Raw genomic sequence first — 14,418 nt, 5'->3', positions numbered from 1 at the left:
TTTTATCGAGCCGCCGAGCGCTGGAACAAGTCTCTCGATTCTCGAGCCAATTCGTAAGCCAGCCAAATCACATTGTTGAGATGCCCACCCCCGGCATCCTCACACCACCGAGTTCCAGCCCCATGGCTACACCAAAGCAACGAGGTCAACTGCTCCAACTTGTTCTCGAGAAGATCCTCCGGGCTTGGGCCGGTGTAGGTGGGTGCTACCGCGCTGCGAGATACCGGCGTGCGACGCCGGGCCATAATCCGTCTAGCCATTTGGTGTGCTCCTTTCAAGGTGTTGCACGTCTTGTGGTTAGACGGCCAGGGTGTGTCAGCACCTTGGCCGTCGCCTTTTGTGCCCCACGTTCGCCACGATGCCCGATGCATCGACGGCCCGCCGCGAGGCGAAGCGGTTGATTCGTTCATCCGTTCAGAGTGTCGTGCGTGCTGCCTTCCTTGCCCATATAGCGGGTCGTTGGGGGAGAAGGGCATCTACTGTAGAGATTTACAGCGTGGAAAAGGTGGCCGAATGCAAACCACGGGCAAAGTCATGAGGATGGCCTGAGGGTCAATAGAGGCTGCGTTCTCGGCGGCCGCCGCCAGGAACCGTGTACCTCATCAGTCCGGCAATCTCGATTTGGAAGTCGTGGAACACGCATGTGCGATGAGGTCGAAGGCTGGTCTTTGGCTGTCAGCCGCGACCTGGCGTTCGTCGCCCCCTCGCAACAGACCCTTCGCGTGCGCGAGCGAACTGAGCGATGTGCAGATGACAATCGGCCCGCGAGCAGACACCCGCAGTGGTCTTCGTCAGGCCGCTTCCTCTCTGAAACTCTTGGCATCAAAAAATGCGATCAGCTTTCTACGTCTTGATTTCTGCAATCGCTTCGACTGCTGCGTTCGCGCAGCAGCCGCCTGTCGACCTGCCGCCACAGCAGGCTTCCCCGTCGTTTCAAGACGCCAAGAATCGCCCTACGGAAGCACAAGCCCGTAGGTTGGTTGAGCGAACGTACGCCTACTTCGCTGCGAAAGATGCAGGGCGCTTCGCGGACGCATATTCAACCTTCTCCGCAACTCAAAAGCAGACAGTGCCGTTCGATGGATGGAAGGCCCAACTCGAGAACTTCTATCGCGCGGCAGGAAGCGTGCAGGGGAGGAAGATTCAGAAGATCACTTGGTACAAGGATCCTCCGAACACCCAGCCCGGGATTTATGCAGCTGTCGATTTCACCGGCCAGTTCCCCAATCTGAGCCTCTACTGCGGCTTCGTGGCATGGCGCCAGCAGGACGACGGGGCGCTCGAAATCGTTCGCGAGGAAGCGAATTCCATCGAGAAGTCGGTCGCGGAGAGGATGACTCCCGAAATGATGCAGCGCGCTCGAAATCAGTTTCGATGCTAGGTGGGCTGCCGTCCAAGCATACTCAAGCCCGGGACTGGCAAGACGCACCGCGCCTACCTGTGGGCCTACACGCCTGGCGCCTTCGAAGACATGAAGACCGTTGTCTACGACTTCGCCGATAGTCGGGCTGGCCAGCACGCGCAGGGCTTTCAGGACGAATGGCGCGGCGCACTCGTGTGTGATGACTACTCGGGCTACAAGGCACTGCTGGCCAAGGGTGTCGTCGACGCTGGCTGCCTGACCCATGCGCCGCGCAAGTTCGTCGAACTGCACACGGCCAATAAGAGTCAGATCGCAGCGGCTGGCATCCGGTACTTCGCCCGGCTCTACGAGATCGAGCGCGAGGTGAGGGACTTGGACGCAGATGAGCGGCGCCAAATCCGGTAAATCTGAGAGACGTCCTCTTGCGCCTTCCGACGCAGCCGCATAGGTGCATCCAGGAACTGCAGCCTCACCACTGGACACCGTCGACTTGACTACTCATCGTCAACACCGCCGGTTGCCCATCCACGCTCGCTGACATACGACTTCACGTCGCCAAAACTGGCGTCCGTGACATGAAACAAGTAGGCAAAAGCAAGGAGCGACCCACACCTCAAATAGAGCGTCTCAGCGTCCCGCTCCACCTCAAGAGGAAGAAGATCAAGCCCGCGAACTGAGTGTTCGGGCGGCATCGGGCGCCCAAGTACTTGTTCGATACGCAGATGGGTCTCAGCAAAGGCCATTTCTGTTCGTTGAAGGAAGGAGTAGAAATGATACTGGCCCGTCACGACGGAATGCCCGACCGCTTACCATTCACCTTCCATGAGCGGCTCGTTTTTCTTTGGACAACACACGGTTTTCGTATCGAATCGGCGGCTGACAACGCTCGTTGAGTTCGCTCTCTCCACTGCCAACGATCAAGCCACAACGGACGAATCACGGGCATTCGTCGACCGTTTCGAAAAACTCCAGGCAGACACATTCTTCCCAGGCATCGACATCGATCTGGAAGAACTTTTCATCTCGTCGTCAGAGCGACGGTTCTGGGCGAGCGTCTTCGCTGAGCTAGCTAAGCGGATAGAACAGCGACGAATCGGTAGTCCCGATCAGCACGATTGGCGCCAGGAAGCCGCAGATCAGGCGGCGCGGATTGCTCGGATGCTGGTCTCTAATCAAGACGAAGGCTGACAAGACCGGTTCCTGCAGGGAGCTTCTCGGCAACGATCTCTGCAGGGCGTCAAGATGTCTTCGCTGGACGCTTACAAAAATGGGTCTGCTCAGTCCTTCAATCTGCGTTAGACCTGCCGCTCGTCGCCGGCGCAATTGAGTTTGGCGAAAAACTAGGTGGTGTTGAATGCGTATTGCTCGGAGATCGGGACTGGACGTCGAGAGCTGCTCTGCGTCGAGCCCTGCTCGGTATGGAGGAAAGGGTAGAAATTGAAGCACTGGTCCCCAGTTAGGTTACTCACTTCATGCTCCCATCCGGTCCAGCGCAACTGATCATAAAAGGCGTGAAGACGTTTGGAAAATGCCCATTGCGTGAATGCGGCATGACCAACTCCAAGGTTTTCCCACTCGAGCGTATCCGGTGCAAGGTAGTACATGACCCCTTGGTCGTCACCGAAAGCACCGCCGTTGATCGCGAAGAATCCGCCGACCGCATCGTCTGCTACAAGGCAGAACCCGTTCGACCGTCCTACGTTCCAAGCCGCTATGTTGCGAGTCAACCTGTGGTGACCTGAGCCGAGCATCCTTAGCCACCCCCGGTCTATCAAAATGCCGCCAGTGCCATACGCAATGGCGCCAAGCACAGATCGAGTGGTCACTTGAAGTTCAACAAGGATTTCGCCACTGCTTGTGGAAGGCGGCAATATTTCTACTGGGAGTTCGGCCTCCCGAGCCCATTGCTCAACGATCGCCATTGCTGGCTCTTGGACTTCCAGCAATTCATGTAGCGGACGCATTCACGTGTTCCTCAGAGTCCGGCTATGGCCGATAGCGGAAGTCTAGCCGTGTGCGTCTTCCTTCGGTCAAGAGGGGATGGCCGGCCGCTTACAAAATTCCCCGCGACTCAGCGGCGCTGGTATCGCCCAAGCCGCTGACAGGTGAAGGTGCACTGACGTCAAGGCGTTGCGATGAATTTCGCCGGCGTATCGTGCGCCCTGGGCCGGACGGGCTGTGAGGTTACAGTCGCTGCCATCGGAGGGGCAGCGATGGTCAAGATCTCGAGAATTGCGGCAATTTCTTTCTTCGCCCTCGCGTGCGCAAGTAGCACGGTGGCATTCGCGGAGTCCGAGCTTCTGCCCAGGGACATCGGGCGTGGCGTTCACATTTCGGTGCCGCGCGAATGGCATTCGCAACGTGCTCTGGTTGAAATGGAAGAGCGCATTCGATCGGTCGATGCAGGAAAGCCGGGGATTGCGGGAAAGATTGGCGAGCAGGTGAAAACCAAGGCGGTGCTGCTGGCAGTCGGGCAATTCGAGGACCGGACCTCGCCACAGATCAAAGTGACCAGCCAGCAGCCCCCGACCATTACCCGGGACTATATCGCTGGTGCTACGGACGAGTCACTGAAGGCCCTCGCCCCTCGCGTGGAAGACCATCTGAAGGAGTACGTACGTCACTTGGGCAATACGCTAATCTCGGTGACTCCAATGCGGGTCGTCATGTTTGGTGGCCAGCGTGCCCTCGCGAGCGAGTCGGTGCGGACATCGAAGTACGGAAACGTAGTTCAGCGCCAATACATCGTCGCAACGCCGACGCAGACCCTGCTCTTCACCATGGTGTTCCAAGAGGCTGAAGCGGCGACGCAGCGGCCATTGTTTCAGCGGGTGGAGCAATCCGTGCGGGTGGACTGAGGGCCCAGATCGGACGACCTTCCTCGGCTCAGTGACTCCGCAACCTGTCTCGGGTTCGCCAGGGAACGCTATCGTCTTTGTCTGAAGGGGCCAACGGAAGTCGGTGCTGCGAACATGATCCTCGTGAGCAACGCAAACAACAGCCCCGCCGATTGCCTTGCGCGCTACGAGTCTATCGGCGGCCGACCTGGGCATTTGTTCGGAGCCGCTGCAGGACGTCGCGCAAGAGCCTCTCCCAGAGTGCATTCTCCCGGCGCCTGCGTTAGGGGGCATGGAGCGGGCGGTTCATGTCGCGATCGCGCCGATCTCCACGGCGGCGTGGTGCTGGCCTGGTGCGGGTGTACTGGCGAGAATCGCGAACATGGCCCGCGCGCTGTAAGGTACTCGGCCCACTGCCCACGGAGAACATGAAAACCCGCAAGCTCCTCGAAGCCGACCTGCCAGCGTTGCTCGATCTCTACAAGCACCTTCACGCGACGGACGACCCCCTTCCCGCCCCGCTTGTCGTCGATGCGATCTGGCAGGAAATCCTGGCAAGTCGTCACCTTCACTACTTCGGTGGATTCGAGGGCGCCGAACTGGTCTCCAGCTGCAACCTGACCGTGATCCCCAACCTCACGCGCGGCTGCAGGCCCTATGGCGTGATCGAAAACGTGGTGACGCATGCGGCGTACCGCGGCAGAGGGTGCGCGAAAGCCTTGTTGGCCGAAGCGCTCGACACGGCCTGGTCCGTGGGCTGCTACAAGGTGATGCTGATGACCGGTCGCAAGGATGAGGCGACGTTGAAGTTCTACGAATCGGCCGGTTTCGATCGGCATGGAAAGCAGGCCTTCATCGCGAAGCCCCCTGCGGAGGCCGCCTAGTCTTCTCACGCAGAGTACCGGCGGCCATCGCGGATGTCCGCGACCCCACCTAGGTCAGATTCAATCCGCCATCCGACAGCAGCACTTCGCCAGTGAGGTAGTCCGAGGCAACCAGCATCGCAACAGCGTGCGCAATGTCGTCCGGGCTTGCGGCCCGATGCATGGGCGCACGCTCGCGCCACAGCGCCTGTGCGGCGGTCCAGTCGGCGGTGAGCGGCGTGTCGACCAGACCTGGTGCGACTGCGTTGACGCGAATGTCCGGCCCCAGCGACAGTGCGAGCAGGCGGGTCATGTGATTGAGCGCGGCCTTGCTGACCGCATAGGGAATGGATGCGCCCTTCGGGCGAACGCCCGCATGTGAGCTGATGTTGACGACGCAGCCCGCTCGACGGCGCAGGGCGGCGTCGCGCAAGGCCGATTCGGCCAACGTGATGAGATGGAAGGGCGCCACGACGTTGATTTCGTGGAGTTCATGCCACACCGCGGAAGTGGCGGCGGCGAGGTCCGCGTGCGGAATGACTTTGCTGATCCCGGCGTTGTTGACCAACACGTCCAACTGACCCCACGCGGCGATCGCTTCGCTGACGAGCCGCACCCTGTCTGCTTCCAGGGAAAGATCGGCTTGAACGTAGACGGCCTGCTTCATCTCGGCAGCCATTGCGCGACCTGTTTCCGCGGAACTTCGAGAGTGAAGGACCACGGCGTAGCCCGCCTGGCTCAACCTTCGCGCGATGGCGGCACCGATGCCGGAAGTGGACCCCGTGACCAACGCGACACGAAGCGTGGGATCGATTGTCGGATTGACGTTCATCTGAAAAACCTCAGTCTGGTTGCGATCGAATGCGCCGTTGTTGCCGCTCCGAACGAGCGATGAACACGGCGATGCCCAATGAGAGCAGCGACGTGGTCGACATCGCCGCGAGCAGGGCGTTGCGTGGATGGGACTCGTCGAGGAACAGCCCGGCCGCAAAGGCAGTGGCGCCGGCCCCGATGGCCGTCATGGCCGAAGCCAGGCCCAGCGCGGTGCCGGCGAAGCTCGCGTGGATCGACAGCACGCGGCTGTTGGCCGTGGGCATTGTCAATCCGTTGCCGAGTCCCACGCACACGCAGGGGCCGAAGAACGCGCGCGGATGAGCAAACCCCAGCACTGCCAACGCCACGCCCACCAGCATGCCTGCGCAGGTCAGCAGTCGCCCGGCAATGATGAACTGGATCGGCTGCCACCGCCGTCCGCAGCGCGCAACCGTGTAGCTTCCGGCGATGAAGCCCGCGGGCACCAGTCCCATGTAGGCACCCACCATCGCCGCGGAGGTTCCATAGGTCTGCATGGCGACGGCTGGCGCGCCGCCGATGAAGACGTAGAGGGTGCCGATGGAAGAGGCCATGCAGAGCCCATAGGCCCAGAGCTGTGGGGAACGAAGCAGTTGGCCGTACCCGCCGAGCTGTTTCGACATCGTCGTGAAGCGATGGTGGTGTGTTTCCGGCAGGTAACGCAAGGCCAGGCAGAGCGCCGCGGTGCCCAGGAGCACGAAGGCGGCGAAGTTCGCGCGCCAGCCCAGCCAGCTGTCGAGAACGCCGCCCACGGTGGGGCCGAGCATCGGGGCTATCGCCCAGGCGGACGAGACATAGCCGATCTGGCTGACCATCCCTTCGCCCGCCGTGTCGCGGATCGCGGCCAGCGACATGGCATATCCGGCAATGGCGCTGCCCTGCAGCAGCCTGCAGGCTAGGAACACCTCGATGCTGCGCGCGAAGAAGCATCCGATCGAGCCGATCACGAAGACGAGCAACGCGACCAGCAGCACGGGCCGGCGCCCGAACCTGTCGGACAGCGCGCCGGCGATCAGGTGCGTCAACGCGGTGACGACGGCGTAGCCGGCCACGGCGACGTTGACCGTCGCGAACTCGGCGTCGAACTCCTTCGCGATGCTCGGCAGGGAAGGAACGAACATGTTCAGCGGCAGAACGCCGAGCGCCGACAGGGCGATCAGCAGCCAGAGGGGTGGGGCGTTTCGATGATGAGGGGGCACGGGGCGACTCCTTTGCGCGCATGCCTCTTGCGGGGATGCGGTGACCTGACAACAAGAGCCATCCATCGAGGATGGGTACGTGGTGGCTCTCGTCGGGTCAACAGGAGCTGGGGTTCATCGGGCCTTTGGGGCCGATGATGGTGCGTGCGATTTGCTACGCGGCGAGTTTGTGGGCTCGGTGGCGTGGACTTTACACCAGCGCGATGAAACCGTATCGGTGTGAAGACTGATCAGCAAGCTTGAATGGTGCGCTGGCGAATGCCGAATATGCCCGAGCGCACTTCGGTGCATATCCGCCGGCCGACCTTATAGCTCGAAAGGGAGTCCGCGGGGACTACCAGTTCCACCTTGCTTCCTTCGATCGATGCAATCACGACGTGGCGCCATGGCTTCGTTGACGTGTATGTGCTGGAGACGACTCCTCGCTCGACGTAGCCATGCGCTGGGAGGGTCAGCGCGTTCAAGTGAAGCAAGATGGCTGGTCCCAGGGCCATGCCGATTCCTGCCGCGATCAAGAACGACGCCCGCCGGACGATGACCCACACGAACAATGCGTACGGCAAGCCCACGAGCAAGCCGAGGAAGAACGCTTTGGAAATGTCGTCCGTGCTCGTATCCAGAACCGCGCGCCAGACCAGCGCAGCCGTCAGGCAGGACAACGGTTCGGTCATGTTGATCCTGGCCTTGTCTGTAAAGCCCCCGTCGCCTTTCAAACGGAAATAGTCGTTCGCGAAAAGTGGTGCGACAGTGATGCAAAGAAGCGTGGCATAGGCCGTGGAGATCGCGACCCAGTAAGGGCGTGGGCGTGCCACCAACCATATGAAGATGGCAACGATCGCCAGCGCACCGTAGAACTTGACGCGTCGACCGAAAGGGCCGAGCGTGGGGTTGAGTTCGGGAAGGGCGAGGCCGCGTTTCATGGTTTTGGGGCACGGAGCAAATGTCTTGTGTGCCGAGTTTCCAGTCAGGCTAGTCCCGCCTGATCGACCGTACCAGCAGCTCGGCTGGCCACATCGAAAAGTGCCCACATCCACCGAACTTCGGGTCCGGCGCCCGCAAGATGCCAGAGACAACAACCCTCTTTCCTGACCAACGAATCAGCATCCCTTCGTCCATTGCGGGCGTTTCGTCGTCCACTTCCAGCCATAGCGTGGAACGTTCGCCGCGTTCGGCTACGGCGGTGGATTCGAGGGATCGATTCTCGAATCTCCAGGCCAGGAGTCCGATGACCTCGACCAACTCGCCACCGAAGGCCGACAGTCGTTCGAGGGTTTCGTTGACCGTGAATTTCATTCCTCGGCCGCCTTGGCCTGCTTCGTGGCGACACCTTCTTCTGTCTCCAAGCGAAAGCTCACGCCGCACTTGAGGCATTCCTTTGGGTTGAGGGCAACGTATTGGGAGGCTTCTACTTGGCACGTTATGAGCGACACACGCGTTGCCATTGGAGTCGCGCCGCAACGGGGGCACTTGTACCTGAACATCCTGACAAGCGCGTACAGCACAAGCGTGAAGGATGGAATCGCAAGGAGTTCAGGTGGCGGTTTCGGCTTGAACACATTCAACACAATCGCGGCAACGATGCTAAAGAGAAGAATCAATCCGAACGCGACAAGAATGTGCCGCCGCCGATTCCGGAAGTCTTGATATTCATCCGGCGACAGCGGACCCAGAGTGCTCAGGTCCTTGCGCGGGTGATAGCGGCGACGAATCATGACGTGACTTGTTCAACGAGAAGGCGATGCAGGTATACCAGCTTTGCGGTGAGCCCGGTCCCGCAATTGCGACGCCTTGCCGCAGCGAACGATGACCGGTGTTGCGGCGTCTACACAACGCTTCCGTTGCTGCGTCGCGATGCTGGTGTTAGCCTCCGCATCCCCAAAATTGACCCATTGCACTGCGGCTCGATGATCGACCGCATGAAAACCATGAAGCAGTTCCCGACCACCCAACACGCACCGAAGACCCGCGAAGCCGCGGCCGTCGCGCTGCGCGCCGAATTCGCAGAACTGCTTTCCTAGAGCCTTTCACACCTGGAGGCTCGGCCTCCGTGTTCCACAAGACCCGGTAGGCCTCGAGCCACCGGGTTTTTTGTTTTTCGCCTGCCCCTTTTGGAGATCCGGACATGAGCCTCGAACGAGAACGTCTTCCTTCCGCCGCATTCGCTGCCGGCGTGACGTCGTGCGTCGAATCCGTGGAGTGGTTCGTGTAGAGCTTCCAGGCCCTCGTGTGCCTGGAGGTCCATCCTTCAGGCCGAAAAGAAAGCCTGTCGGGTGGTCCACCCCGGCAGGCTTTTTTTTCGCCCGCATCGCGGGCATCGCGAGTTGGGTGCGCGCGCACCGACAACCCGCCGAGCGTTTCGCCTGGCCAGCGGATCGCATCGGCTTTTCAACGCTGAAACTGGAGAAAAATGATGAACAACAAGGTTCATGTGAATGTCGGAACCATCGGTCACGTCGACCATGGCAAGACGACCCTGACGGCTGCGCTCACCTTCGTGCAGGCCGCTCGCATCGGCGGCCGTGCGCTGTCCTATGGGCAGATCGACAACGCGAAGGAAGAGCGCGAGCGCGGCATCACGATCAATACCTCGCATGTCGAGTACGAGTCGGACAGCCGCCACTACGCGCACATCGACTGCCCCGGGCATGCCGACTACATCAAGAACATGATCACCGGCGCCTCGCAGATGGACGGCGCGATCCTGCTGGTGGACGGCACCGAAGGCGCCGCGCGGCAGACCATCGAGCATGTGCTGCTGGCGCGCCAGGTGAACGTCGGCCACATGGTGGTGTTCGTGAACAAGATGGACCTGGTGGCCGCGAGCGACCGCGCGGAGATCGAGCAACTGATCGAGATGGAGATCGGCGCGCTGCTGGCAGCGCACGGTTACGACGATGCCCGGTTCGTCTTCGGCAGCGCGCTGAAGGCCCTGGCCGCCGCCGAACGTGGCGACCTCGCAGGCGCCGACGTGCAATGCATCGTCGAGCTCGTGAACGCGCTGGACTCGCGCATTCCGGATCCGGTGCGCGACTACGCCGCGCCGTTCATGATGCCCGTCGAAGGCGTGCACACGATCACGGGCCGCGGCACCGTGATCAGCGGCCGTGTCGAGCGCGGCGTGATCCGCGTGGGCGACAGCCTGGAGATCGTCGGGCTCAGCTCGGTGGGTGACGAGAAGGTGGTCGTCACCGGCGTGCAGTCCTTCCACAAGGACGTCGCCGAGGGGCGTGCCGGCATGAACGTCGGGCTGCTGCTGCGCGGGGTCAAGCGCGACGATGTCGTGCGAGGCCAGGTGGTCGTGAAGCCCGGTGCGCTGAAGCCGTACCGGACGGGGCGTGCGCAGGTCTTCGTGCTGAGCAAGGACGAAGGCGGTCGTCATACGCCGTTCGGTTCGGGCTACCAGCCGCAGTTCTTCTTCGGCACGACCGACGTGACGGGTGTGATCCGCGTCGACACCGAAACCGGCCTGGTCGAGCCGGGCGCGCAGGCGCAGATCGGTTTCGAGCTGAACAAGCCCGTGGCGATCGAGAACGGCATGCGGTTCGCGATGCGCGAAGGCGGCAAGACCGTCGGCGCGGGGATCGTGACCGAGGTGCTGGGCTGAAAGGCTGAGGCCTGTTTTCCCCTGTCGTCCGCTTGGCGGGCGGCAGGGGTTTTTTCTGTCCAAACAGCCCTGCGTGGGCAGCGTTACCGAAAGAAAAGCAGCCGGAAGATCGGCTGAAATTCATCGCGCCGACAAGGGCGTTGGAAGGCGAAACGGCCGAAAACCTTTCAGGAGTTCGTTCCAGAAAAAGCGTTTGCGACAAAGGTTGGCACTACCCCGACGCCAGAGCAGCAGACGTCTACAACCTGAGCCATCAATGATTCCAAACTCCGCATATCTGTCACTTGATGCGGAACTGCTTGATCGCTATCCCTCTCGCAGTGCAGCGACCAGCCATGGCTCGCAGCTAGCAATGCCAATGTTGCCGCCAGAAAAGCCGGTCCTGACGGCCAGGCGTATGTACGTCGCTTGTCCAGGGTCGGTGCAAGACTGATGACAAGTGGCTCGTCATCTGTCGACTTGCCGATGAGGATGCCCTCAAATTTGCAGAGCAACTCATCAGTTGTTCCCCAATTTGATTCGAATGGTGCGGTCACCAAGCCCTCGACATGGTGGTCGAGGGAGAGCGTGAAATGGTCAGGAGCCCTCACGAATGGGGATGTGGTCATCTGAGTGCTTGCGTTTGGAGTCATCGATGAGCGTCCGCGATTGGCTGTTTCTGGTCGAGGGGCCTCGTTCGCTCGATCGGGTTGCTATAGGCTGAACTCGACATAGGTGTGATCCTCTCCGGCGAATTCCTCCTCGAGGATGGATCGGATGAGATCCCAGTCACCGCCGGCCAGGCCCGCCCCGATCTTGGGGTAGCCAATACGTTTTCCCGAGAAGCGGGATTTCACGGCGCCCATGGCCTTTCGGATCGCTTCGTAGTCCGCCTTGATGCCGGTACCTCGCCAATGAAACTGGGTGTATGCGTTGACCACATGGAATGAGCGGGTGCCACGGAGGATCTCCGCTTCGGAGAATGTTCCGAGCTTCCGCTCGTCTCCCTTCGTCGTACGGCAGTCCGCTGCGTAAGCCTCCGGGAAGCGCTGCTTGATCGAGAGAGCAATGCCCTTGCCCATCTGGCATTGGCAATTGCATCCATGAACGATGACGTCGAACTTGCCATCCAGCGCGAATTGGAGAAGATCTCCTGTGACGGTTTTCATGAGAAAAAAAGCTTGTTTCTGAGGAGCGAAGTTCGAGCATATGGGATGCAGCAGTCGCCATCGCGATGTGGATCGCTTACGCCGTTGTCGACCAGCGATAGCGGATGAACTTCATTGGCGTGCAGATGACCAGATGCGTCTCGTTCCACAGCTCTCTCGACAGAAGATAGGCGGGCCAGTCGCAATGCGGCGGTACATCGATCCGCGCAAAGCGATTCAGATACTCAGCGATACGCCACCTGTCCTCCACTCGGTAGAACGGCACGGACTCCTCGAGCGTCAGCGCTTGTGAGGCGTCGGCGGTCGACTTGACAAACGCCTTCACGTCCGGGTGTGGAAACTTCGATCGACCCGATACATCGATCTCAAGGGACTCCTCGCTGCCAGGATCGTCGAACTCGAATGGATCGATACGAAGAGAAAACATCTGGTTCGAGAAAGTGTGTATGCGGTCTGCCAACTTCTAGCCGAGCTGCTCTGCCAGCCCCACGATGATGCCCTCGGGCCCGCGAATGTAGGCGAGCCGGTACGACTCCCCGTACTGCATCTGTCCGATGATTTCGGCGCCATGGGCCTTGATGCGCGCGACGACATCGTCGAGGCCTTCGACGGCGAACATCACGCGGCGAAGACCCAGGGCGTTCACGGGCGTTGCCACGGGCCCGAACCGCACGGCCTCCGGCGTGTGGAACTTGTCGAGCTCGATGCCTTGCCCGTCGGGCGCGCGCAGCATCGCGATGGTGGATTTCACGTTGCCGAGCCCGACGAGCTTGCCGACGTCGGGCCCTTCCACCGTGGTCTGGCCCTCGAGCGCGAGGCCCAGTTCGATGAAGAACGCCTTCACGGCTTCGAGATCGTCGACGACGATCAGGACGTTGTCCATTCGCTTGATGGTCATGGCTGGGGTTCCTTTGGTCAGGGGCGCTCTTGTCCGGCGCGGTTCAGTTCGCTCAGGTAGGAGCCGGGCTTCTGCTCGATCTCGCTTTCGGGCCCCAGCACCGCGATGACGGTTCCCTTGATGTAGACCCGAAGCTCCGCCGGCACGGCGAAGAACTTCACCAGGTCCGGCCGGTCGATGGCCAGCTGATAGAGCGAGGTCTTCGTGAAGCGCGACGGATCTTGAGAACCTTCCTTGTCGTCGAGATCGGTGAACCACCAGCCCGAGTCGTTCGCGTCGTCAGGCTCCGCGCGCGTGAGCAGGATGCGCGACGCCGACTTGTAATCCACGTGCACCACGACGCTGTTCTGCAAGGAAGGAAACTCCGGCGCGACCTCCGCGACGAGGCTCTCGACGACATCCTTCTGGTTGCGCAGTTGCATCAGGGTGCTGTCCACCGAATCGATGAAGCGCACGGGGATCTGCTGCATGTCCGGCTCCGTGATCCGCAGCAAGCCGTCGTCGGTGTCCTCGAGCATCGTGTACATCCAGCCGACCTGGAGGCTCTGGCCGCCGCTGAACTTCTCTCCCTCGGCCACGCGGCTCTCGAGGAAGTGGAGGAACCAGGCGATGTCCGCCTCGGGAATGGCCTTGTTGCTCACGCGAATGCGGAACTCGGGGTGGCCGAAGCGTTGGCAACCCTGGGTCGTGTGGACGGCCTCGACCTGGGGTTCTATGGGCTTGCTCTTGCCGAGCGATGAGAAGAGGGAGCGCAGGGACATGGGAATTTTGTTCGGAGCGAATGGTGCCGGCGCGAGCGCGGCAGGCCAACGAATGAATCTCATGGTTTCCCGAGCATGGCGGCTCGGGACGCGTTCTGCATCCTAGCCGAGCTCATGGCGCGTTCGTCCTTTCGAATCTTCTTATTACCAACGACGTCGTCGTCTTTCAGGAGCATCGAGCGCTAGACTGCTGCTCCCTTTTTGCAGGAGACGACAGCATGTCCCGATTGCTCGTGCGCAGCTTCGGCGTTTCGCTCGATGGTTTCGCCGCCGGCTCCGACCAGAGCTTGCAGAACCCGCTGGGCGTTCGCGGTCCCGAACTCATGGACTGGTTCTTTCCCACGCAGGTCTGGCAGCGGATGCAAAAGGGGAGCGAGGCCAAGGGCGAAACCGGTGTCGACAACGAGATCGCCGAGCAGGGCTTCGCTTCGATGGGCGCCTGGATCCTCGGGCGCAATATGTTCGGTCCGGTGCGCGGCCCCTGGCCCGACGAGAACTGGAAAGGTTGGTGGGGCGACGAGCCGCCGTACCACGTGCCGGTCTTCGTGCTGACCCACCATGCGCGCGCGCCGCTGACGATGCAAGGCGGCACCACCTTCCACTTCGTGACCGGTGGCATCCACGAGGCACTGGCACTGGCGCGCGATGCCGCGGGCGGGCGTGACGTGCGTGTGGGTGGTGGCGTGGCGACGGTGCGCGAGTACTTGAAGGCCGGGCTGCTCGACGAACTGCACCTGGCCGTGCGGCCGGTGCTGCTGGGCAAGGGCGAGGCGTTGTTCGAGGGACTGGACTTGCCCGCGCTGGGCTATCGCTGCGAGCGGCAGGTGGTGGGGGAGCGGGCTACACACATGTTCTTGCGCAAGTCGGCTTGAGGCTGGCTGTCGGCGGGACGG

Annotated in this window: 17 protein-coding genes and 1 pseudogene; 7 read left to right on the top strand and 11 right to left on the bottom strand. The window is 61.3% G+C overall.

All coding sequences use genetic code 11. The features are described from left to right. Positions 1-829 precede the first annotated feature (829 nt). From KV106_RS15740 to KV106_RS15730, 3 genes and pseudogenes are all read left to right on the top strand, one after another. Complete coding sequence (locus KV106_RS15740; protein WP_261210991.1) at positions 830-1,381, top strand: DUF4019 domain-containing protein; 552 nt, start codon at positions 830-832, stop codon at positions 1,379-1,381. A gap of 15 nt (positions 1,382-1,396) precedes the next feature. Beyond that, positions 1,397-1,765 (top strand): annotated as a pseudogene (locus KV106_RS15735) (IS66 family transposase); the annotation flags it as partial. A 420-nt stretch (positions 1,766-2,185) separates the two neighbouring features. Beyond that, positions 2,186-2,551: a hypothetical protein gene (locus tag KV106_RS15730; RefSeq protein WP_261210990.1), complete on the top strand. Its 366-nt coding sequence runs from the start codon at positions 2,186-2,188 to the stop codon at positions 2,549-2,551. Positions 2,552-2,703: 152 nt separating this feature from the next. Here KV106_RS15730 and KV106_RS15725 read toward each other — a convergent pair whose 3' ends face one another. Continuing rightward, positions 2,704-3,327: a DUF2625 domain-containing protein gene (locus KV106_RS15725; RefSeq protein ID WP_261210989.1), complete on the bottom strand. Its 624-nt coding sequence runs from the start codon at positions 3,325-3,327 to the stop codon at positions 2,704-2,706. Between the two features lie 249 nt (positions 3,328-3,576). Here KV106_RS15725 and KV106_RS15720 point away from each other — a divergent pair, with 249 nt between their 5' ends. Together KV106_RS15720 and KV106_RS15715 are read left to right on the top strand one after the other, a co-directional pair. Then, complete coding sequence (locus KV106_RS15720) at positions 3,577-4,221, top strand: hypothetical protein (protein ID WP_261210988.1); 645 nt, start codon at positions 3,577-3,579, stop codon at positions 4,219-4,221. Positions 4,222-4,628: 407 nt separating this feature from the next. Next, the gene (locus KV106_RS15715) at positions 4,629-5,084 is read left to right on the top strand and encodes a GNAT family N-acetyltransferase (RefSeq protein ID WP_261210987.1); all 456 of its coding nucleotides are present in this window, start codon (positions 4,629-4,631) and stop codon (positions 5,082-5,084) included. A 49-nt stretch (positions 5,085-5,133) separates the two neighbouring features. Here the strand turns inward: KV106_RS15715 and KV106_RS15710 are convergent, their stop codons facing one another. The 5 genes from KV106_RS15710 to KV106_RS15690 all read right to left on the bottom strand — a co-directional run bounded on the left by KV106_RS15710 (position 5,134) and on the right by KV106_RS15690 (position 8,826). Next, positions 5,134-5,895, bottom strand: a complete 762-nt coding sequence (locus KV106_RS15710; RefSeq protein ID WP_261210986.1) for an SDR family NAD(P)-dependent oxidoreductase — start codon at positions 5,893-5,895, stop codon at positions 5,134-5,136. Between the two features lie 10 nt (positions 5,896-5,905). Beyond that, the gene (locus KV106_RS15705) at positions 5,906-7,114 is read right to left on the bottom strand and encodes a Bcr/CflA family efflux MFS transporter (protein ID WP_261210985.1); all 1,209 of its coding nucleotides are present in this window, start codon (positions 7,112-7,114) and stop codon (positions 5,906-5,908) included. A 230-nt stretch (positions 7,115-7,344) separates the two neighbouring features. Continuing rightward, entirely contained in the window at positions 7,345-8,034 is a 690-nt protein-coding gene (locus KV106_RS15700) for a hypothetical protein (protein WP_261210984.1), read from the bottom strand. A gap of 49 nt (positions 8,035-8,083) precedes the next feature. Beyond that, complete coding sequence (locus KV106_RS15695) at positions 8,084-8,407, bottom strand: hypothetical protein (protein WP_057598636.1); 324 nt, start codon at positions 8,405-8,407, stop codon at positions 8,084-8,086. Next, positions 8,404-8,826 (bottom strand): hypothetical protein, encoded by a 423-nt coding sequence (locus tag KV106_RS15690; protein WP_261210983.1) that lies wholly within the window; start codon positions 8,824-8,826, stop codon positions 8,404-8,406. Before KV106_RS15690 ends, KV106_RS15695 begins: the two co-directional genes overlap by 4 nt. Positions 8,827-9,521: 695 nt before the next feature. Between KV106_RS15690 and tuf the strand changes: the two genes are divergently transcribed. Further along, positions 9,522-10,718 (top strand): elongation factor Tu, encoded by a 1,197-nt coding sequence (gene tuf, locus KV106_RS15685; RefSeq protein WP_409976527.1) that lies wholly within the window; start codon positions 9,522-9,524, stop codon positions 10,716-10,718. A 167-nt stretch (positions 10,719-10,885) separates the two neighbouring features. Here tuf and KV106_RS15680 read toward each other — a convergent pair whose 3' ends face one another. From KV106_RS15680 to KV106_RS15660, 5 genes are all read right to left on the bottom strand, one after another. Next, the gene (locus KV106_RS15680) at positions 10,886-11,326 is read right to left on the bottom strand and encodes a hypothetical protein (RefSeq protein ID WP_261210981.1); all 441 of its coding nucleotides are present in this window, start codon (positions 11,324-11,326) and stop codon (positions 10,886-10,888) included. 84 nt (positions 11,327-11,410) lie between these two features. After that, entirely contained in the window at positions 11,411-11,866 is a 456-nt protein-coding gene (locus KV106_RS15675) for a macro domain-containing protein (protein ID WP_261210980.1), read from the bottom strand. A 76-nt stretch (positions 11,867-11,942) separates the two neighbouring features. Next, positions 11,943-12,293, bottom strand: coding sequence for a hypothetical protein (locus KV106_RS15670; RefSeq protein WP_261210979.1), 351 nt, complete (start codon positions 12,291-12,293; stop codon positions 11,943-11,945). A 36-nt stretch (positions 12,294-12,329) separates the two neighbouring features. Beyond that, positions 12,330-12,764, bottom strand: a complete 435-nt coding sequence (locus KV106_RS15665) for a VOC family protein (protein ID WP_261210978.1) — start codon at positions 12,762-12,764, stop codon at positions 12,330-12,332. A 17-nt stretch (positions 12,765-12,781) separates the two neighbouring features. Further along, the gene (locus KV106_RS15660; protein WP_261210977.1) at positions 12,782-13,525 is read right to left on the bottom strand and encodes an immunity protein Imm33 domain-containing protein; all 744 of its coding nucleotides are present in this window, start codon (positions 13,523-13,525) and stop codon (positions 12,782-12,784) included. A gap of 218 nt (positions 13,526-13,743) precedes the next feature. On the opposite strand from KV106_RS15660, the gene KV106_RS15655 reads away from it, so the two are divergent. Beyond that, complete coding sequence (locus tag KV106_RS15655; protein WP_261210976.1) at positions 13,744-14,397, top strand: dihydrofolate reductase family protein; 654 nt, start codon at positions 13,744-13,746, stop codon at positions 14,395-14,397. The last annotated feature ends 21 nt before the right edge of the window (positions 14,398-14,418 follow it).

It is taken from the genome of Variovorax endophyticus (assembly GCF_025376855.1).
In the GTDB taxonomy this organism is placed as follows: domain Bacteria; phylum Pseudomonadota; class Gammaproteobacteria; order Burkholderiales; family Burkholderiaceae_C; genus Variovorax.
This window is presented reverse-complemented; position numbering and strand designations above follow the sequence as displayed.